The organism is Fusobacterium perfoetens, from assembly GCF_021531595.1.
Taxonomy (GTDB): Bacteria; Fusobacteriota; Fusobacteriia; order Fusobacteriales; family Fusobacteriaceae; genus Fusobacterium_B.
Window position 1 is genome coordinate 14,512 of record NZ_JADYUD010000004.1, and the last position, 20,488, is coordinate 34,999.

Consider the following 20,488-nt stretch of genomic DNA (forward strand, 5'->3'; position numbering starts at 1 on the left):
TAATTATTAGGTTATAGCAGAATAGTAAAAAGAATAAAAAATAATTGTACTATTATTAAAATATAATAAAAAATAAATTTTTAAAATAAGGAAGTGACGAATGGTTAATAAATTAGAAGGATTTGCCGCACTTGGTTTAAGTGAAAAAACAATAAAAGCTCTTGCAAAGAAAGGGTTTGAAGAACCAAGTCCGATACAGGCTTTAACTATACCTGTATTGTTAAAAGGTGAAAAAGATGTAGTCGGTCAGGCTCAGACAGGAACAGGAAAAACAGCTGCGTTTGGTTTACCGATACTGGAAATGATAGATAAAAGCAACGGAAATGTAAGAGCTATTGTTCTTGCACCAACAAGAGAACTTGCTATTCAGGTTGCTGAAGAGATTAACTCTTTTGCAAACGGAAGAAAATTAAAAATAGTTCCTGTTTATGGAGGACAGTCTATTGAACTTCAAATAAGACAGCTTAAAAAAGGTGTTGATATTGTAGTTGGAACTCCTGGAAGAGTTCAGGACTTAATAGACAGAAAAGTTTTAAAACTGGACAAACTTGAATATTTCATACTTGACGAAGCAGATGAAATGCTTAACATGGGATTTGTTGAAGATATTGAAAAAATTCTTGAAAGCACAAATAAAGATAAGAGAATGCTTTTCTTCTCTGCAACAATGCCAAAAGAAATTTTAAAAATAGCTGAAAACCATATGAGAAAAGATTATGAAATCTTAAAAGTTGAAGCTAAAGAACTTACAACAAATCTTACAGATCAGATTTACTTTGAAGTAAAACAGAAAGATAAATTTGAAGCTCTTTGTAGAATAATAGATTTAGAACCTGATTTTTATGGAATAGTTTTCTGCAGAACTAAAAATGATGTAAATGAACTTACAGGAAAACTTAACGACAGAGGTTATGATGCAGGAGAACTTCATGGAGACATTACTCAAAAGCACAGAGAAGTTACTCTTAACAGATTTAAAGCAAGAAAATTAAGTATCCTTGTAGCAACAGATGTGGCAGCAAGAGGAATAGATGTAAATGATCTTACTCATGTTGTTAACTATGCAATTCCTCAAGAAGCAGAAAGCTATGTACACAGAATAGGAAGAACAGGAAGAGCTGGAAAAGAAGGAACAGCAATAACATTTATGACTCCTTCAGAATACAAAAAACTTCTTCAAATAAAAAGAATAACAAAAACTGATATAAGAAAAGAAAAACTTCCTGAAATAAAAGATGTTATTCTTTCAAGAAAACACAGAATAATAGAAAATATTACAAATATTCTTCAGGAAGGAAACTTAAATGGATTCTTAGATATGGCAAAAGATCTATTAAAAGAAGGAAATCCAGAAGAAATAGTGGCATCTTTATTAAAAAGTGCTTACGAAGATGTGCTTGATACTTCAAACTATAATGAGATTGAAGAAGCAACAGTTGATCATACAGGAAAAACAAGACTTTTCATTGCTCTTGGAAGAGTTGACAAGATAACACCTAAGAAACTTGTTGAATTTATTGTAAAAGAATCAAATATAGACAGCAATAAAATAAAAGGTGTTGAAGTTTATGAAAACTTCTCATTTATGTCAGTGCCTTTTGCTGAAGCTGAAGTAATCCTTGAAATCTTTATGAAAGTAAGAAAAGGAAGAAAACCTCTTGTTGAAAAAGCAAAAGAAAAAAGCAAGGGAGAAAACAGCGAAAGCGAAAATAAAGAAAAAAATTCAGGCAGAAAAAGATCAGCAAGAAAAAATGAAAAATCAGTAGAAAAATCTTCTGATAAACCAAAAAGAACAAGAACTAAAAAAGAAAATAAATAACAATTAAAAACAACTGTTATAAAAGTTGTTGCAAATATTTATAAAAAAATAAAATTTTATCTTGTGAAAATATTTTTTATTTATATTGTTCGTTTCACTAAAAATGATAAACTCGGGCTTTGCCCTCAAACATATCATTTTTTAGCGTTCAACTCACTTCATAAATTACAAAAATATTTTCAATATTCTAAAATTTTATTTTTTTTATAAATTGAGAGATGCAACAGCTTTTTTAATATATAATCTATTTTGGAGGAAAATAAAAACAATGAAAAATGTTTTAAGAATACTTATCCTTATAATAGTAGGTGTTACATCTCTTACTGTATTTTCTCTTACAAGAAAAACAGAATATAATCAGACTGTTGAAATAAGAAAAGGACAGAGTATTTCAAAATCTTTGAAAGATCTTCCTGTATCAGAGGAATTTATGTTTAAGCTTTACCTTAAGTTTAAAAATCAGGGGAAAAATATTAAGGCTGGATACTATGAACTTAAGGGAGAATATTCTATAATCTCTCTTGTTGAGGTATTAGAATCTGGAAAAGACAAAGTATATAGATTTACAATTCCTGAAGGATATTCCCTTGAACAGATTGTTAATAAACTTACAGCAGAGGGAAAAATAAATAAAGAAAAATTTTATGAGGAACTTAATAATATAAAAGATTTTCCTTATCCTGTTCCAAAAGGAAATTTTGAAGGATATTTCTATCCTGAAACATATAATTTTTCAGAATATTTTGAAGAAAAAGATATTATAAAAACGATACTTGGAGAATTTTTAAAGAAATTCCCTCCTGAAAAATATCCTGATAAAGAGGAATTTTATAAAAAACTTATTATGGCGTCAATAATAGAAAAAGAGGCAGTGAAAGCAGATGAAAAACCTGTGATTGCTTCAGCTTTTTATAACAGAATGAAAAAAGGAATGACTCTTTCATCAGATGCAACAGTAAATTATCTTTTTAACTACTCAAAAAGAAGAATTTATTATAAAGATTTGGAAATAGATTCTCCTTACAATACATACAAAAATAAGGGACTTCCTCCTGCTCCTATAGCAAATCCTGATATAAAATCAGTTGAAGCAGCTTATAATCCTGCTGACACAGATTATCTTTTCTTTGTGGCAAAAGGAGATGGATATCATTATTTCAGCAGAACATACAAGGAACATCTGGAATTTCAGAGAAACAACAGGAAAAAATAGGTGATATATATGTGTAAAAATATGCTTGTAGGTATAAACAGTAAGTATGTTCATACTAATCTTGCTGTAAGATATTTAAAAAGATTTACAGAAGCATACAGTGATGAAAAAATTGAAATTTATGAAAGCAATATAAATAATAATCTTATGAAAATGGTAAGAGATATAGGAGAAAAAGAACCTGAAAAAATATTCTTTTCAACATATATCTGGAATAAAGAGATTATTTTTAAAATAACAAAGGAATTAAGAAAGGTTCTTAAAGATACTCTTATTATTTTAGGAGGTCCTGAAGTAAGTTATAATCCTTGTGAGATTATGGAAGAAAATCCTGAAATAGATGGAGTGATAATAGGAGAGGGAGAAAAAATTCTTCTTAACTATCTTACAAAAGATATAAAAGATGTTAAGGGGATATATTACAGAGAGGACGGCAAGATTAAGTTTAACGGCTATGAAGAACTTATAGAAAATCTTGATATAATTCCCTTCCCTTATACAGATGAAGAAGTAAGTGACATTCATAAAATAATGTATTATGAATCATCAAGAGGGTGTCCTTTCAGCTGTTCTTACTGTATGTCTTCTATAGATAAGACAGTTAGATATTTTTCAGTTGAAAGAACAAAAAAAGATTTAAAAAGATTTATAGATGCAGGGACAAAGCTTGTTAAATTTGTTGATAGAACTTTTAATCTTAGAAAAGAAAGATATCTTGAAATATGGAAGTTTCTTCTGGAAAACTACAGAGAAAATATAACTTTCCATTTTGAGATAAATGCTAATATTTTTGATGATGAAGTCCTTGAATTTTTAAAGAAAGTTCCTAGAAAGTTCTTTCAGTTTGAAATAGGTGTTCAGACAATTAATCCCAAAAGTATGGAAAATATAAAGAGAAATAATATTTTAGATAAGCTTTCTCACAATGTAAAATTTATAAACAAAAATATTCATCTTCATTTAGATTTAATTGCAGGACTTCCTTATGAGGATTATGAATCTTTTGGAAAATCCTTTGACTATGTATATGACACTGGGTGTGAAATGATACAGCTTGGTTTCCTTAAAATTTTAAAAGGAACAGAGATGGTGAATAATGTAGAAAAATTTAATTATAAATTTTTAGATTTTCCTCCTTATGAAGTTCTTTCAAATGAATTTATATCATATAAAGAGATATGTAGATTAAAAGATATTGAAGAAGCTGTTGATTTATACTATAATTCAAATAAATTTAAACATTCTGTGAAATTTATAGTTGATAATTTTTATGAAAGTCCATTTAAGTTTTTTGAAGCAGTGGGAGATTATTACAAAGAAAAAGGATATTTTGACATAGGAAACAGAGAGACAGCAGTGTTTAATTATCTTGTTGATTTCTACAGAGAAAAGGGATTTGACAAGGAAAAAATGTTTCTTGAATGTTTAAAAATGGATTACCTTCTTCTTGGAAAGCCAGGATTCTATCCTGAGTGGATTGACAGTTTTAAAGATAAAGAAAAATATAAAAATGCTCTTGAAAAGATGAATTTTAGAACTTTAAGAGAAGCATATAAAAATACAGAGATAGAAAGATTTAATTATAATTTCTTGGAAAATAAAGAAGAGGAAACAGATATTATTTTTATCTATGAAAAAGGAGAAACTAAATATTTTTCCTTATAAACTACATTTGTGATATAATACTTCTCATAGGAGTGATTATGGATATATTGGAAAGAGTTATAAAAAAAATAAAAGATAAAAATTTAATAGAAAAAAATGACAGAATTGTTATAGGCTGTTCAGGAGGTCCTGATTCAGTCTTTCTTTTAGATGTGCTGCTTAAAATAAAAGATGAATATAATTTAGAGATTTTTCCAGTGCATATAAATCATCTTTACAGGGGGGAAGAAGCCTTAAGAGATGAAAACTTTGTAAAAGAGCTTGGAAAAAAATATAATCTTTCAGTTTTTGTAAAAAGAAAAAGCATGGAAGAAATGGCAAAAGAGGAAAAAATAACTCTTGAAGAAGCTGGAAGAGAGATAAGATATTCTTTTTTTGATGAGGTTATGGAAAAGGTAAAGGGAAATAAAATAGCCTTAGCACACAATCTTGATGATCAGATAGAAACTTTTCTTTTCAGGCTTATTAGAGGAACTTCTCTTGAGGGACTTGAAGGAATAAATGATACAAGAGATAATAAAAAGTATATAAGACCTATAAATGAAATATACAAAAAAGATATTATGGATTATCTTGATGAAAATAATATTCCTTATATGACAGATTCTACAAATCTTGAAAATGAGTATACAAGAAATAGTATAAGACTTGACCTTATACCTTTTATAGAAAAAAGATATAATCCTAAATTTAAAGAAAAAATAGGAAATCTTTTAAAAGAGATAAGGGAAGTAAATGAGATTCTAGAACCTGACTATTCAAAATATATAACTGAAGATAATATTTTAAAGGCTTATGAGCTTAATAAAGAAAAAAGCGATTATATAAAAGGGAAAATTATAAATTATTATCTTAATAAAAATAATATAGAAACAACAAGAAGAAAAATTGAGGGAGTAATAAAAATACTTTTCTCAGGAGGAAGCAAAAAAATAAAATTAGACAAAGACTGTACTCTGATAAAAGAGTATGATAAAATATTTGTTGTGAATAGCAAAAAGCCTCAAAAAGAAGTCAAAGAAGTAAAGATGATTATACCGGGGGAATGTGAATTCGGGGAATATATCATAAGTGCTTTTAAAGAAAAAAAATCAGGGAACGGCACAAAATACGAATTTGTTACTAATCTTAACGAAGGGGACGAACTTTTTATAAGAAGCAGAAAAGAAGGGGACAGAATTCTTCCTTCAGGAATGGAAAACTATAAAAAGTTAAAAGATATAATGATAAATTCAAAAGTTCCTAAAGAAGAAAGAGACAGAGTTCCTGTTATACTCCACAACGAAGAAATAGTATGGGCAGGAGGAATCAGAAAAAGCAGAAAATTCATTTCTGACAACGAGAGCGAAAATGTAGTACTAAGAATAAGGAGGAAATATAGTGTCTAATAGCGTAGATAAAGATAAGGACCAACTAAATGAAAAGGACACAAATTTAAGTGTTTCTGAAGAAAAGAAAAATGAAGAAATCAAAGGTGAAAAAGAAACAATAAACGAAGAAAACAAAACAGAAAATAAACCTGAAGAAAAGAAAGAAGAAAAACAGGAAAATAAAGAAAATCATGAAAAAGAAAATGAAGAAAAACCTTTTTCTGATAATGAAATAGAAGAAGAGAGCAAGAAAGAAAAAACTCCTGAAGAAAAAAGAGAGGAGCTTAAATCAAGACTTTCTTCTGGAATGAGAATGCAGTTTAAAGAAGGAAAAGGAAAATTCAGCTTTAAAGGTTTTGTAATGCTGATATTTGTTCTTACAGTTCTTCTATCACTTCCTACAATGCTTGCAGATGTAGAGAAAATTCCTTCAAAGGAAGTATCTTATACAGAGTTTATTAAAATGTCTGAAAACAAGCAGATAGCAAAAGTTGAAGAAAAAGAGGGATATGTATATGGATTTATAGGAGAAGGGGAAAACTTAAAGAGCTTTAAAACAAGAATGATTACAGACAGACTTGGAAATGATCCTAATCTTGTAAAAGTTCTTGAAAATTCAGATATCACTATTAAGTCAGTTCCACCTCAGGAGCTTCCTTTCTTAGTGAGCCTTCTTGTATCATGGTTCCCAATGCTTCTTCTTATAGGAGTATGGTTCTTCATGCTTAACAGAATGAATAAAGGCGGAGGGGGAGGACCTCAAATTTTCAATATGGGGAAATCTAAAGCCAAAGAAAATGGAGAAGAAATTTCAAATACAACATTTAAAGATGTTGCAGGTATAGATGAAGCTAAACACGAACTTCAGGAAGTTGTTGAATTTTTAAAAGAGCCTGAAAAGTTTAAAAAACTTGGAGCAAAAATTCCTAAAGGGGTTCTTCTTTTAGGAAGTCCTGGAACAGGTAAAACTCTTCTTGCAAAAGCAGTTGCAGGGGAAGCAAAAGTTCCTTTCTTCAGCATGTCAGGTTCTGAGTTCGTTGAAATGTTCGTAGGGGTAGGAGCTTCAAGAGTTAGAGACCTTTTTGCAAGAGCAAGAAGAAATGCACCATGTATTGTGTTTATTGACGAAATAGATGCTGTAGGTAGAAAAAGAGGTTCTGGACAAGGGGGAGGAAACGATGAAAGAGAGCAAACTCTTAACCAACTTCTTGTTGAAATGGACGGATTTGGAAATGAAGAAACTATAATTGTTATTGCTGCTACAAACAGACCTGATGTTCTTGACAGAGCTCTTAGAAGACCTGGAAGATTTGACAGACAAGTATTTGTAGACAGACCTGATATAAAAGGAAGAAAAGAAATCCTTGAAGTTCATGCAAGAGGAAAGAAATTTGCAGAAGATGTAAACTTTGAAACTGTTGCAAGAAAAACAGTTGGACTTGTAGGGGCAGACCTTGCAAATATCTTAAACGAAGCTGCAATCCTTGCTGCAAGAGCAGGAAGAACAGAAATAACAATGGCAGATCTTGAAGAAGCTTCTGAAAAGGTTGAAATGGGACCTGAAAAGAAATCAAAAGTTGTAACTGAAGCTGAAAAATTAAAAACAGCTTACCATGAGGCAGGACATGCTGTAATAAATTACTTATATCTAAATGACACAGATCCTGTGCATAAGGTAACAATCATTCCTAGAGGAATGGCAGGAGGATACACAATGTCTCTTCCTAATGAAGACAGATATTTCTATTCAAAAGAATGGTTTATAAATAGAATGAAAATGGCTTACGGAGGAAGAGCTGCTGACGAACTTGTATCAGGAGAACTTAATACAGGAGCAAGCAGTGATATTCAACATGCAACATCTATTGCTCACAGTATTGTAACAAGATATGGAATGAACGAAAAATTTGGACCAATCCTTCTTGATGGTACAAATGAAGGGGATATGTTCCAGAGCAAATATTACAGTGATGTAACAGGTAAAGAAGTAGATGAAGAGATTATAAAACTTGTAAAAACTACTTATGCTGAAACAATAGAGGCTTTAAAAGCTAACAGAGACAAACTTGACAGACTTGCTCATGCTCTTTGTGAAAGAGAGACAATAATGCAGGAAGAATTTGAAATGCTTATGGAAGGAAAAGAACTTCCTCCTTTAACTCTTGCAAAAGATAAGACTCCTTCTCAGGAAGAAGTAGTTTCAGAAGAAAAAGAAGAAGTGAAAGCAGAGGAAAAAGAAAGCACTGAAGTTTCTGAAAAAGAAGAAAAATAAAAGTATAAAAAGCTTTACAAAAGATAAAATAAATGATATACTAATTTGGAAATTTAATCTAGGTTACAGGAGTAGCCGCCTGTTTCTTGGACTAAATAATATTAACTAGGAGGAAAGGCTAAATGAAAACTAAACAACAAATCATTGCTGAATTCGGTAAAAACGAAAAAGATACTGGATCAACAGAAGTACAAATCGCAATCTTAACTGAGGAAATCAACCACTTAACAGAACACTTAAAAGTTCACAAAAAAGACTTCCACTCAAGATTAGGACTTCTTAAAAAAGTAGGAAAAAGAAAAAGATTACTTAACTACTTAGCAGGAAGAGACATTGAAGAATACAGATCTTTAATCGCTAAATTAGGAATCAGAAAATAGTTAAAATTAAATCCCGTAACTTCCCAAGAGGTTATGGGATTTTTACTTTTAATGAAATAAATAAACTTGAAAGCGAGAGTGAAATAAAGTACAATATAAACTAGGGAAAATAACATCGGAGGAGAACAATGAAATTTGTTTTTTTTAGAAAACTTTCTCTTTCAAGAAAACTTATACTTGGATTTATGGGAGCAATTCTTATGGGAACACTGCTTCTGATGATGCCATTTTCATCTTCAGGAGAAGAGAACCTAAGTTTTCTTACAGCACTTTTTACAATAACTTCTGCTGTATGTGTAACAGGTCTTAGTGTAATTGATGTAGGAAAAGAGCTTTCAACAGCTGGGCAGATTATTCTTTTAATATTTATTCAGCTGGGAGGTCTTGGTATAATGACTTTTTCCTCATTTATTCTTTTGCTTGTAGGGAAAAAGATAACATATGAAGAGAGAGAGCTTCTTAAAGAGGAAAGAAATCTTGAGAACAACGGAGGTATTTTGTGGTTCTTGAGAAAGATTTTTTTAACGGTAGTTATAATAGAAGGAATAGGAGCTTTATTCTTAGGCTTAAGATTTGCACAGGATATGCCTGTAAAAAAAGCTGTATATTATGGAATATTTCACAGTATTTCAGCTTTCTGTAATGCAGGTTTCAGTCTTTTCAGCAATAATCTTGAAGGATATGCAGGAAGTTTTACAATTATAATGACGACTGCTTATCTTATAATAATAGGAGGAATAGGGTTCACTGTTATTGATTCTATACTTCTTGCAACAAGAAAAAGGGTTACAAGATTTGATCTTACTTCAAAAGTGGCAATTCTTGTGTCAATGATTCTTGTTGTTGTGGGAACTGTTTTATTTTTCATTCTTGAATATAAAAACAAAGGAACTATAGGGGATATGAGTTTTTCTGAAAAACTTTTAGCTTCTTTTTTCCAAAGTGTAACTACAAGAACGGCAGGTTATAACAGTGTTCCATTTGCAAATCTAACTGAAGGATCTGTATTTTTATTCTGTATCCTTATGTTTATAGGAGCTTCTCCAGGTTCAACAGGAGGAGGAATAAAAACAACAACTTTTGGTGTGCTTATATTTTATGTTATAAGTGTTGTTAAAAAAAGAGAAAGTGTTGTAATTTTTAACAGAAGAATAGGCTGGGAAGTTCTTAACAGAGCCATAGCAGTTTTGGTGCTTTCTATTTTTTATGTGGGAATAATAACTCTTATAATAGTGAGCATTGAAGATTTTACACTGGAACAGGCAATATTTGAAGTTATTTCAGCTTTTGCTACAACAGGGCTTTCTCTAGGAATTACAGCAGATTTAGGAACAATATCAAGAATTCTTATAATATGTACTATGTTCCTTGGAAGACTTGGACCTATGACTTTTGCCCTTGCTCTTGGAGGATCAAATAAAGTTGAAAAGATTCAGTTTCCTAAGGAAAACATACTTGTAGGATAAGATGAAAAGAAATAAATGAATATATTTTAAGGAGATGTAATGAAACAATATCTTGTAATAGGACTTGGAAGCTTCGGTTCTACTGTTGCAAAAACTCTTTATGAGGCAGGAGAAGAGGTTGTAGGTATAGATGTACAGGATTGTGTTGTACAGGAACTTATAAATGCAAATACCCTTGAAAACGGGCTTATACTTGATGCTGCAGATGATACTCAGCTTAGAAAAATCGGAGTAAGAAATTTTGATACGGTTTTTGTATGTGTTGGAGCAGTTGAGCCAAGTATGATGATATGCCTTAATCTTAAAGAACTTGGAGTGCAGAATATAATAGTTAAAGCTTCATCTAAAAAGCACAGAAAACTTCTTGAAAAAATAGGTGCAAGTCAGGTAATTTATCCTGAAGAATATGTAGGTAAAAGAACTGCTCTTATAGCAATGGAACCTAATATGATAGAGCACCTTAGATTCTCACAAGATTTTCTTATTGTAGAGGTGAAAGCTCCTACAATTTTCTGGGATAAAACACTTATGGAATCAGAAATAAGAAAAAAATATAATACCAATGTTGTGGGAATAAAAAAATATAATGGTAGATTTATACCAAATCCAAATCCAAATGAAAAAATAGAAGAAAATGATATACTTATAGTGATAACAGACTCTAAAACTGCAAATACTCTTAATGGGCTTGTGAAAAAAGAGTTTAATGAAGACTAGGGGGAATAAAATAAAATGCAGGAATTTGATGTAATAGTAGTAGGAGCAGGTCATGCAGGTTGTGAAGCAGCTCTTGCTCCAGCAAGAATGGGACTTAAGACAGCAATATTTACAATAAGTCTTGATAAAATAGGATACCTTTCATGTAATCCATCTATAGGAGGGCCAGCTAAATCACATCTTGCAAGAGAAATTGATGCTCTTGGAGGAGAAATAGGAAGAAATATAGATAAGACTTTTATTCAGATAAGAGTTTTAAATACTAAAAAAGGACCAGCTGTAAGATCTTTAAGAGCACAGGCAGATAAGCCTAAATATCATATTGAAATGAAAAAAACTCTTGAAAATACAGAAAATCTTGAAGTTATTCAAGGAATGGTTACAGAAATTATAACAGAAGGAAATAAGGCTGTAGGAATAAGAACAAAAGAAGGTGTTGAATACAGAGCTAAAACTGTTGTAATAGCTACAGGAACATTTATGAGAGGGCTTATCCATGTGGGAGAAACACATTTCAGTGGAGGAAGAATGGGAGAACTTTCATCTGAAGAACTTCCTGCTTCTCTTGAAAAGCTTGGTATAAAACTTGGAAGATTTAAAACAGGAACACCTCCAAGAATAGATGCAAGAACAATAGATTATTCAAAAACAGAAGAACAGCCAGGAGATACACAGATTTTAAAATTCTCAAACAGAACTTCAGATGAAGAAGTGAGAACTAGAAAACAAATACCATGTCATATTTTATTTACAAATAAAAATGTTCATGAAATTATAAGAAGCAACAGAGAAAGATCTCCTCTTTTCAATGGAACAATTCAAGGTGTAGGACCTCGTTACTGCCCTTCAATAGAAGATAAAATATTTAGATATCCTGATAAGGAAAGACACCATCTTTTCCTTGAAAAAGAAGGATATGACACTAATGAAGTCTATGTAAGTGGATTTTCTTCATCACTTCCAAGTGATGTTCAATATAAAATGCTTAATGCAATAGAAGGACTTGAACATGCAAAAATAATGAGATATGCCTATGCAATAGAATATGATTATGTTCTTACTGAAGAAATAGGATATTCTCTTGAAAGTAAAAAAATAGAAAATCTTTTCACAGCAGGACAGATAAATGGAACTTCTGGATATGAGGAAGCTGCTGCACAGGGAATAATGGCAGGAATAAATGCTGCAAGAAAGGTTCAAGGTAAAGAACCAGTAGTTCTTGATAGGGCAGATTCATATATAGGAACTCTTATAGATGACATTGTATCAAAAGGAACAAATGAACCTTATAGAATGTTTACTGCAAGAAGTGAATACAGACTTATTTTAAGAGAGGACAATGCAGATTTAAGACTTTCAAAAATAGGTTATGATATAGGGCTTCTTCCAAAAGAGGAATATGATAAAGTTCTTTATAAAGAAAAAGTTGTAAAAGAAATAATTGAAAAATTAGAAAAGCAACATATAGGAAGCAGTAATCCAAGAGTAAACGAAGTACTTGAAAAATGTGGTGAAGAACCAGTTAAAAACGGAATTACTTTATTTGAATTTTTAAGAAGACCAAATGTAACATATGATGATGTTAAATATGTGGCTGAGCTTATAGATGGCTTTGAGCTTGGAAACTATATTTCAGATATAGAATATCAGGTAGAAGTACAGGTGAAATATTCAGGATATATTGAAAGATCACTTAGAATGATAGAGAGACATAAAGGGCTTGAAGAGAAAAAAATCCCAGCAGATATTGACTATGACAGCCTTGAAAATATTCCAAAAGAAGCGAAAGATAAGTTAAAACTTATAAGACCTATGAACATAGGACAGGCTTCAAGAATTTCAGGAGTGTCTCCAGCAGATATCCAAGTACTTCTTATCTATTTAAAAATGAGAGGACATAATTAATGAGAGAATATTTAAAAGAAGGTATAAAAAGAATAGGTGTGGAAATAGATGATGAGAAGATAGATAAGCTTATGGAATATCTTAAACTTCTTATGGAATATAATTCACATACAAACCTTACTGCAATAAGAGATGAAGAAGGAATAATAGAAAAACATTTTCTAGATTCAATTCTTCTTATGAAATATATGAAATGCAGTGAAGGAAAAGCACTTGATATAGGAACAGGAGCAGGATTTCCTGGAATGGTTCTTGCTATATGTAACCCAAATATACAGTTTACTCTTATTGACTCTGTTGGAAAAAAAATAAATTTTTTAAAACAAGTTAAGGAGAAATTGAATCTAACTAATGCAGATCCCGTTAATGTAAGAGCAGAGGAGTATATAAATGATGATAACCGTGAATCTTATGATTTAGGTTTCTGCAGAGGGGTATCTAAGCTTAATACAATTCTTGAATATGTTATTCCATTTTTAAAAGTGGAAGGAAGATTTCTTCCTCAGAAAATGGAAGGTACAAACGAAGAAAAAGAAAGTCAGTCAGCTCTTAAAATACTGAAATCAGAAATTACCGATATATATGAAGAGGAACTTCCATACTGTAAAGATAAAAGAATTATAGTTGAAGTTCTTAAAAAAGGAAAGACAGATAAAAAATATCCAAGAAGAGTGGGTATTCCATTAAAAAAACCGTTATAAAATAAGCTGAGAGGAGGGAATATGAAAAATAATATTTTTATGAAAAATAAAAAAATATTACTTGTTTTCCTTCCTCTTTTTTTAATTGTTTATTTGGTATATCTTGCAGTATTTCAACTGAATGTTTTAGTATTTCTTGGAGTAAGAATTTTTACTCACGGGACAATGAAAATAGAAAAAGTTGAATTTAAAAAAGGAAGCAGTTTAAAAGAAGGAAGAATAGAAATTTTAAATTCTAAATTATATGATAAAAAACTTCTTATAGCTGACACTCCAAAAATAATAATAGATTATAAAGATTGGAAGATAGACAGAATAAACCTATATAGTCCAAAGGCAGTTTTTGTAAGAAAGGGAAGCGATATTAATTTCGTTACTGTTTTTACAGGAAAGAATGAAGATAGTGAAACTGAAGAAAAAGGCAAAGAAAAGAAGAAGGAAAACAAAAGTGTTCCTATTTTAAAAAGAATAAATGTATATGATGCAGACCTTAATTATGTGGATATGTCATATAGTGAGAAAATCTCTAAAAATCTTGAAAATGTTAATGGTTATGTAGCTTTTGAAAATGGCTATAAAACAGATTTAAAGTTTACAGGAGAGAATGGAGATGAAAAATACAGCTATACTTTCAGCAATGTTGAAAAATCATATGATATGAGAATACAGCTTTCTAATATAAATGCTGAAGATACTCTTGTTCAGTATGGATATGACAGTGAAGGGGATATTTCAGATGTAACAGGAGTTATAAATCTTGATTTAAGAATAAATGATGATGGATTTTTCGGGGAAGGAAAACTTTCACAAGGAAGACTTATTTATAAAGATTTGGGAGTTCCTGTGGAAGATGTTACTCTTGACCTTCAGTTTCTTGGAAAAAAAATAGTTATTGATGGAGACTATCTGTTTTTTAAGAAAAAGGGAAAATTTTATGTTGAATACAATGATGGTAAAGGTGTAGATGTAGGTTTTAAACTTAAAAATATTTTATATAGTGAAGCTGCAAATTATAAAATTCTTAAAGATTCAGGAGTGCAGATAGAGGATTTTAATATTGATGAAGTTGATATAAACCTTTCAGTAAAAAATACTTTCAAAGCACAGGTTGATTTTAAAAGCTCCAAGGGATTTAAAAAAGAGGTTATTGCCCTTAAAGATATATCAGGTCAGCTTGTATATGAAAATGGGGAACTGAAGGTAAATAACATTCATACAGATGTTATGCTTGACAGAGAAGGAAAAACAATTGAAAGAGAAATAACAGGAAATCTTCGTTATAAAGGGGATACAGGAAGGGTAAATCTTAATGCTAAAGCAAAGGAAGAAGGTTTTCTTTCAGATGTAAACCTTGATTTTCTTTTCAGTGCAGGAAAAGAAAAATTTAAGTTTAAAGTTGATTCTGATATAATGAACTTTGAAGGAAGATATGAATATAAAAAGGATATGCTTTTTATAAATCAAGATAAAAATTTTGAATTTAAATATAATATAAAAGATAAAAAGATAGATTTACTTAAAGGATATCTTATATCAAAGCTTGATAAATATTCAGTGAAAACAGATTTAAAATGCACAGATGGATATCATGTAACAGTAAATTCTAAAATGAAAGATGAAAATGATGAAATAAGAGGAAGTCTTGAAGGGTATGCAAATATAAAAGAAGCAGCTTATGATTTAAAAATAAAAGCTAAAGATATAAATCTTTCAGATGAATCTGGATATATTTCAGGAAGCGTTGACGGATATATAAAAGGTGAAAAGGAAAACCTTGAAGGAGAATTTCTTTTAGATGGCTTTGGTGCAGGAATAACAGCTCAGAAAATAGAAGTTTCTGATATTCTTGGAGTGGTAAATCTTAAGAAAAATGGAAGTCTCTCTGTTATATTTCAAGGAGAAGCAGGGAAAACAAAGATTGATACAATTGAAATAAACGGACTGAAAATAAGTGTAAAATACTCTGACAGCCTTTTGGAAATTATGAATGTTTCCAATAAATTTTTGACATTAAGCGGGAATTACAGTATAATTAATTCAAAAATAGAACTTTCTGCAAAGGGACGAGATATAAATAAAGATGTAATAGATATCAGCGGACTTAATTATGAAATCAGTGAAATAGATGGTTCTTTATCAGGAAAAATAAATGACTTAAATGGTAAATTTACAATAAAAAATGGAAGTATAGATTTAGGTGAAGAAAGATATATAAACTTTGGGGGAGATATAAATTACCTAAAGGATAAAATCTATGCAGAGAATTTTAAAGTAAATGAAAATAAAGTAAATTTTGAATACTATCCTGAAAAAAAAGAGGGAAGTTATAAAGCAGATATATTTGAAAGTATGCTTGGAGAATTTGTTCCAGGAGCAAAATTCAGAATAATAGGTGTAACTTCAGGAACAATTAAAGAAAATAAAATAAATGGAGATTTTAAAGGCTCTGTAAATGAAGTTTACTACAAAGGAAGCAGAATACCAAATGTGCTTTTTGCAGGAAACTATGATAACAGTATAATTAACTTTAAAACTCTGGATATTTTATCTAATGATGATAAAAAAAGTGTAGTAAAAACAGAAGGGCTTGTAAATATAAAAGATAAGTTCCTAAGTTTTAAAATACCAAAACAAAATGTACCTCTTGGAGAAATAATAAAAAAAGAGGGAATTAAAGGAAGCATAAATCTTGAAGGTAAGGCAGAGGGGCTTTTTGAAGATATAGAATATTATGTAAAGGCCTCAGAGGGAAATATATCATATAATGATATAACTGTTGATAAAATAGGAATTGATATTTCAGGAAATAAAGAAAAAGCAGTTCTTAATAATTTTTCAGCAGGATATTTAAATAACAGCTTAAAAGCACAAGGAGAATATAATATCACTGAAAATAAATATAGATTTAATGTTAATTCTTCAGATATAGATATGAAACTTCTGACTCTTTTCCTTGAGCCTTATGGAATAGATAAAGTTTCAGGAAAAGGAAAATTAAATCTTGTATTTACAGATATAGTTCCTCAGGGAGAAATAGTTCTTAACAACTTTAATATAAGCTCAAAAAAATATGGAATTGACATGAATAACCTAAATGGTGACATGATATTTGACAAAGGAATTTTAAGCATAAAAAAATTTGCAGGAATTTTAAATGGTGGTTCTATAAATATCAAGGGTTATCTTGAAGCTGAGAAAGCAATCAATCATTTATTGGGTGAAAATTTTGACAAAATAGATTATAATTTAGTATTAGATGGAAGAAATGTAAATTATTCTTTTGAAGATTATTTCAGCCTGAACTTTAATACAAGGTTATCTTTCAGAAATAATGCTGTTTTTGGAAATATAACAGTAAATGAAGGGGATATACAAAAAATTCTTAATCATGATTTTGGAATAGTTACTGTTGTTAAAAATTTCCTTAAAGATTTCTTTAACAGAAATAAATCTGAAAAAATATTTATGGAAAATACAAGAACTTTTTCAGGAGCAGAGAGAAATGTTTCAGACCTTAGAATAAATATAGGATTTAACATTGATAAGGGTATAAAAATAGATGTTGACAGAGTGACAAGTTTCCTTACAAATGTAAAAGGAACAATACTTGGACAGGGAAGACTTACAGGAAGTTTAGGAAGGTTAAACTTTTTGGGAGAAAATAGCATCAAAGATGGTGAATTTATTTTAAATGGAAATAAATTTACTGTGGACAGAGCAATAGTTCTTTTCAATAACAGAGAAGAATATATCCCAGATGTTAATCCAAATATAACATTTTCAACAAGCTCTATAATAAACAATAAGAATCTTGAAATATCTCTTGACGGACCAGTAAGAAATATGACTTTCACAGTAAGAAGTGGAAATGAAGTGTCAGTAAATACTCTTGACAGTGTCTTAAGTGGAAATGGAGGAAACGGAGAGGGAAGCAATGACCTTTCAATTCTTCTGACAAACATAATAGGAGGACAGATAACAGATATTGTTCTTAATCCTCTTGTAAATGTTTTAAGAGCTGTTGGATTTTCAAATTTAAGAGTAAGATCAAGCATACTTGCTGAAGAAAGAAAAAGAGATATGCAGGATGAATCAACAATGGCATTTGGAGCATATATAGAAGCTGAAAGTCCTATTTATAAGGATAAACTTTTCTGGAAAGTAAAAGCTAACTTCATGAATGATCCTGCTAACAGAGAGGGAGCAGAGGGAAATAATTATAACTATGGAGTAGCTGATTACGATATAAATCTGTATCACAGATTGAATAATAACATTTCGTGGGGAGTTGGTGTGCAGAAACTGAGAGAAAACTTAGAAACAAAGAAGCGTGACATGAATTACTATATAGAATTAAAGTTTGAAAAGAAATTTGATTTTTAAGATGGAGGATTAGAATGAGAAAACAGCTAACGATTTTATTAAGTTTTCTTCTGCTGGTATTTGCTTATGGTGCTGATGCTAACAGCTACAAAATTGAAAAAATTGTAGTTGAAAACATTCAGGAAATACCTGAAGCTTCAATACTTAGCATAATGAAAGAAAAAGTCGGAGACAAATATTCTGCTAAAGATATGATAGCAGACTACCAAAAAATCAAAGAACTTGATTATGTTGGAAGTGTTTCAATATATCCACAGTATTATAACGAAGGTGTAAAACTTGTTGTGGATATAAGAGAAAAGAGAGATACAAAAGATTTACTGACAAAAAATGGAATCATTCCAATGTCTGAAAGAGACAAAATAGACAAAACGGTTATTGTAAAAGGTGTTGAAGTCTATGGAAACATCAGTATGAAAAAGAAAGATATATTAAAATATATTCCTGTTAAAACAGGAGGATATTTTTCTAAGAAAAAAGTTCTGGACGGATACAGAAGTCTTGGAGAGTCAGGATACTTCTCACAAGTTGTGCCTGATGTAATAAAAGATGGAAACGGAGTTACAGTTGTTTACTATGTAACAGAAAACCCTACAATCACTGGAGTAAACATTATAGGAAACACAGTTTATTCAACAGATGAGCTGTTAGGATTATTGGAAACAAAACCTAACGAAACATTAAACTTTAATTCATTAAGAAAAGACAGAGAAGCAATAATACAAAAATATAGTAAAGATGGTTATGTTCTTGCCAGAGTAATAGATATTGGACTTAACAATAGTTATGGTCTTGATATTTATATTACAGAAGGTATAGTAAGAGATATAAAACTTCAAAAGATGGTTACAAAACAAAAAGGAAACAGAAGACAAGCTTCTGATACTCTTTTAAAAACAAAAGATTATGTAATAGAAAGAGAAATTGAATTCAAAGAAGGAGATATCTTTAATATCAACAGATATACTGATACAGAAAATAACTTAAAAAGACTTGGTTATATTAAAAATGTTAAGTATGAAGCAAGAGATATTTTAGGAGACTCTGACGGTAAAGAAATTGTTCTTTTAATAGATGAAGACAGAACAGCAAGACTTCAAGGAGCTATTTCTTATGGTTCTGAACTTGGACTTATGGGAATGCTTTCACTTGAAGAAACAAACTGGAAGGGTAAAGGACAGACTACATCATTTACTTATGAAAAATCAGACGAAGATTACAGCAGCATGTCAATCAGCTTCTCAGATCCATGGATAAAAGATACTGATAGAATTTCATGGGGATGGAGCTTATATAAAAATGACTATGAAAATGACGACAGTGAGGCATTCAGCAAGATTGACACTTATGGATTCAGAATCAATGTTGGAAAAGGTATTACAAGAAATGTAAGATTAGGACTTGGAACAAAAATTGAACATGTAACAACTGAACCTGATGACAGTTTACCAGAAGAAAGAATAAAACAATATGGATATTATGAAGATAAATATTATTTATGGAGTTTATTCCCTTCAATAACTTATGATACAAGAAATAGCTTCTTCAATCCTACAAGAGGAGAATATGCAAGATGGCAAGTTGAAGGAGGATATGCTTCAGGAGAAAATGCAGATTACTTCACTAATACAACTATTGAACTTAGAAAATATCATCAAGGATTCTTTAAAAAGAATACATTTGCATACAGAGCAGTATTTGGTATCCAATCTGACTCTACAAAAGAATCACAAAGATATTGGGTTGGAGGAAGCAGTACTTTAAGAGGATATGATGGTGGAACATTCAGAGGTACTAGAAAATTCACTGGTACAATAGAAAACAGAACAGAGTTTAATGATGTACTTGGAGGAGTATTATTCTTTGATTTTGGTAGAGCATGGGATTATAAAGGTATTGACCAAGGTTATTACAATTCAAGAGAAAATGCTGATGAAAAAATGCCTGATGGTATAGCTATGGCAGCAGGTGTTGGACTTAGAATCAACACTCCAATGGGACCACTTAGATTTGACTTTGGTTGGCCAATAAGAGATGACGAAGAAAGCGGAATGCAGTTCTACTTCAATATGGGACAATCATTCTAATACAATATAAAATTACCGGAGGAATAATATGAAAAAATTATCAGTTTTAGCATTAGCAGCTGTTATGTCAGCATCAGCTTTTGCAGCAAAAGTAGGAGTAGTAAATACTCAGGAATTATTCTACAAATATTCTAAAACAAAAGTTATAGAACAAAACTTAAAGAAACAAGGAGCTTCTCTTGATAATACTTTAAATCAAAAGCAAGTTGAGCTTAAAAAACTTCAGCTTGAACTTCAAGCAAAAGGAAGTAAAGTAACTGATGCTGAGAAAAAAGCTTTTGAAGATAAAGTAAAAGCTCTTGATAAATTTGTAAGAGATGCACAAATGAAGCTTGAAAAAGAAAGAAACACAAGACTTCAAGAAGTTGAAAACACAATGAAAAATGCTATCAACAAAGTTGCAAAAGCAGATAAATATGATTATGTTTTAGAAGCAGGAGCAGTAAAATTTGGTGGAACTGATATTACTGCAAAAGTTTTACAAGAAATGGAAAAATCTAAATAATAATC

The 20,488-nt window shown here is 30.4% G+C and carries 13 protein-coding genes; all 13 read left to right on the plus strand.

Annotation, left to right across the window (positions count from 1 at the left end):
• The first annotated feature begins 100 nt into the window (after positions 1-100).
• Positions 101-1,819 (plus strand): DEAD/DEAH box helicase, encoded by a 1,719-nt coding sequence (locus I6E17_RS03035; protein WP_176828756.1) that lies wholly within the window; start codon positions 101-103, stop codon positions 1,817-1,819.
• Between the two features lie 268 nt (positions 1,820-2,087).
• The gene (mltG, locus tag I6E17_RS03040; protein ID WP_176828755.1) at positions 2,088-3,032 is read left to right on the plus strand and encodes an endolytic transglycosylase MltG; all 945 of its coding nucleotides are present in this window, start codon (positions 2,088-2,090) and stop codon (positions 3,030-3,032) included.
• Positions 3,033-3,053: 21 nt separating this feature from the next.
• Complete coding sequence (locus tag I6E17_RS03045) at positions 3,054-4,697, plus strand: B12-binding domain-containing radical SAM protein (protein ID WP_235235484.1); 1,644 nt, start codon at positions 3,054-3,056, stop codon at positions 4,695-4,697.
• A 38-nt stretch (positions 4,698-4,735) separates the two neighbouring features.
• Complete coding sequence (gene tilS, locus I6E17_RS03050; RefSeq protein ID WP_235235486.1) at positions 4,736-6,085, plus strand: tRNA lysidine(34) synthetase TilS; 1,350 nt, start codon at positions 4,736-4,738, stop codon at positions 6,083-6,085.
• A gap of 79 nt (positions 6,086-6,164) precedes the next feature.
• The gene (ftsH, locus tag I6E17_RS03055) at positions 6,165-8,339 is read left to right on the plus strand and encodes an ATP-dependent zinc metalloprotease FtsH (RefSeq protein WP_235235700.1); all 2,175 of its coding nucleotides are present in this window, start codon (positions 6,165-6,167) and stop codon (positions 8,337-8,339) included.
• A 122-nt stretch (positions 8,340-8,461) separates the two neighbouring features.
• Entirely contained in the window at positions 8,462-8,719 is a 258-nt protein-coding gene (rpsO, locus tag I6E17_RS03060) for a 30S ribosomal protein S15 (protein WP_176828751.1), read from the plus strand.
• Positions 8,720-8,847: 128 nt separating this feature from the next.
• Positions 8,848-10,185 carry a TrkH family potassium uptake protein gene (locus I6E17_RS03065; protein ID WP_176828750.1) on the plus strand — a complete coding sequence of 446 codons (1,338 nt, stop codon included), beginning with the start codon at positions 8,848-8,850 and terminating at the stop codon, positions 10,183-10,185.
• 39 nt (positions 10,186-10,224) lie between these two features.
• Entirely contained in the window at positions 10,225-10,902 is a 678-nt protein-coding gene (locus tag I6E17_RS03070; protein WP_176828749.1) for a potassium channel family protein, read from the plus strand.
• 15 nt (positions 10,903-10,917) lie between these two features.
• Positions 10,918-12,807, plus strand: a complete 1,890-nt coding sequence (gene mnmG, locus I6E17_RS03075; protein WP_176828748.1) for a tRNA uridine-5-carboxymethylaminomethyl(34) synthesis enzyme MnmG — start codon at positions 10,918-10,920, stop codon at positions 12,805-12,807.
• On the plus strand, positions 12,807-13,508 hold the full coding sequence (rsmG, locus tag I6E17_RS03080) for a 16S rRNA (guanine(527)-N(7))-methyltransferase RsmG (protein WP_176828747.1): 702 nt from the start codon (positions 12,807-12,809) through the stop codon (positions 13,506-13,508). Before mnmG ends, rsmG begins: the two co-directional genes overlap by 1 nt.
• Before the next feature lie 21 nt (positions 13,509-13,529).
• Entirely contained in the window at positions 13,530-17,891 is a 4,362-nt protein-coding gene (locus I6E17_RS03085; RefSeq protein WP_235235488.1) for a translocation/assembly module TamB domain-containing protein, read from the plus strand.
• 14 nt (positions 17,892-17,905) lie between these two features.
• Positions 17,906-19,978, plus strand: coding sequence for a BamA/OMP85 family outer membrane protein (locus tag I6E17_RS03090; RefSeq protein WP_235235491.1), 2,073 nt, complete (start codon positions 17,906-17,908; stop codon positions 19,976-19,978).
• Between the two features lie 28 nt (positions 19,979-20,006).
• Entirely contained in the window at positions 20,007-20,483 is a 477-nt protein-coding gene (locus I6E17_RS03095) for an OmpH family outer membrane protein (RefSeq protein WP_176828744.1), read from the plus strand.
• The last annotated feature ends 5 nt before the right edge of the window (positions 20,484-20,488 follow it).

Excerpts from the sequence above, each read along its gene's own strand:
- I6E17_RS03090 (WP_235235491.1), top strand. The coding sequence starts at position 17,906 with ATGAGAAAACAGCTAACGATTTTATTAAGTTTTCTTCTGCTGGTATTT.
- I6E17_RS03085 (WP_235235488.1), top strand. The coding sequence starts at position 13,530 with ATGAAAAATAATATTTTTATGAAAAATAAAAAAATATTACTTGTTTTC.
- mnmG (WP_176828748.1), top strand. The coding sequence starts at position 10,918 with ATGCAGGAATTTGATGTAATAGTAGTAGGAGCAGGTCATGCAGGTTGT.
- I6E17_RS03095 (WP_176828744.1), top strand. The coding sequence starts at position 20,007 with ATGAAAAAATTATCAGTTTTAGCATTAGCAGCTGTTATGTCAGCATCA.
- tilS (WP_235235486.1), top strand. The coding sequence starts at position 4,736 with ATGGATATATTGGAAAGAGTTATAAAAAAAATAAAAGATAAAAATTTA.
- I6E17_RS03035 (WP_176828756.1), top strand. The coding sequence starts at position 101 with ATGGTTAATAAATTAGAAGGATTTGCCGCACTTGGTTTAAGTGAAAAA.
- rpsO (WP_176828751.1), top strand. The coding sequence starts at position 8,462 with ATGAAAACTAAACAACAAATCATTGCTGAATTCGGTAAAAACGAAAAA.
- I6E17_RS03070 (WP_176828749.1), top strand. The coding sequence starts at position 10,225 with ATGAAACAATATCTTGTAATAGGACTTGGAAGCTTCGGTTCTACTGTT.
- rsmG (WP_176828747.1), top strand. The coding sequence starts at position 12,807 with ATGAGAGAATATTTAAAAGAAGGTATAAAAAGAATAGGTGTGGAAATA.
- mltG (WP_176828755.1), top strand. The coding sequence starts at position 2,088 with ATGAAAAATGTTTTAAGAATACTTATCCTTATAATAGTAGGTGTTACA.
- I6E17_RS03045 (WP_235235484.1), top strand. The coding sequence starts at position 3,054 with ATGCTTGTAGGTATAAACAGTAAGTATGTTCATACTAATCTTGCTGTA.
- I6E17_RS03065 (WP_176828750.1), top strand. The coding sequence starts at position 8,848 with ATGAAATTTGTTTTTTTTAGAAAACTTTCTCTTTCAAGAAAACTTATA.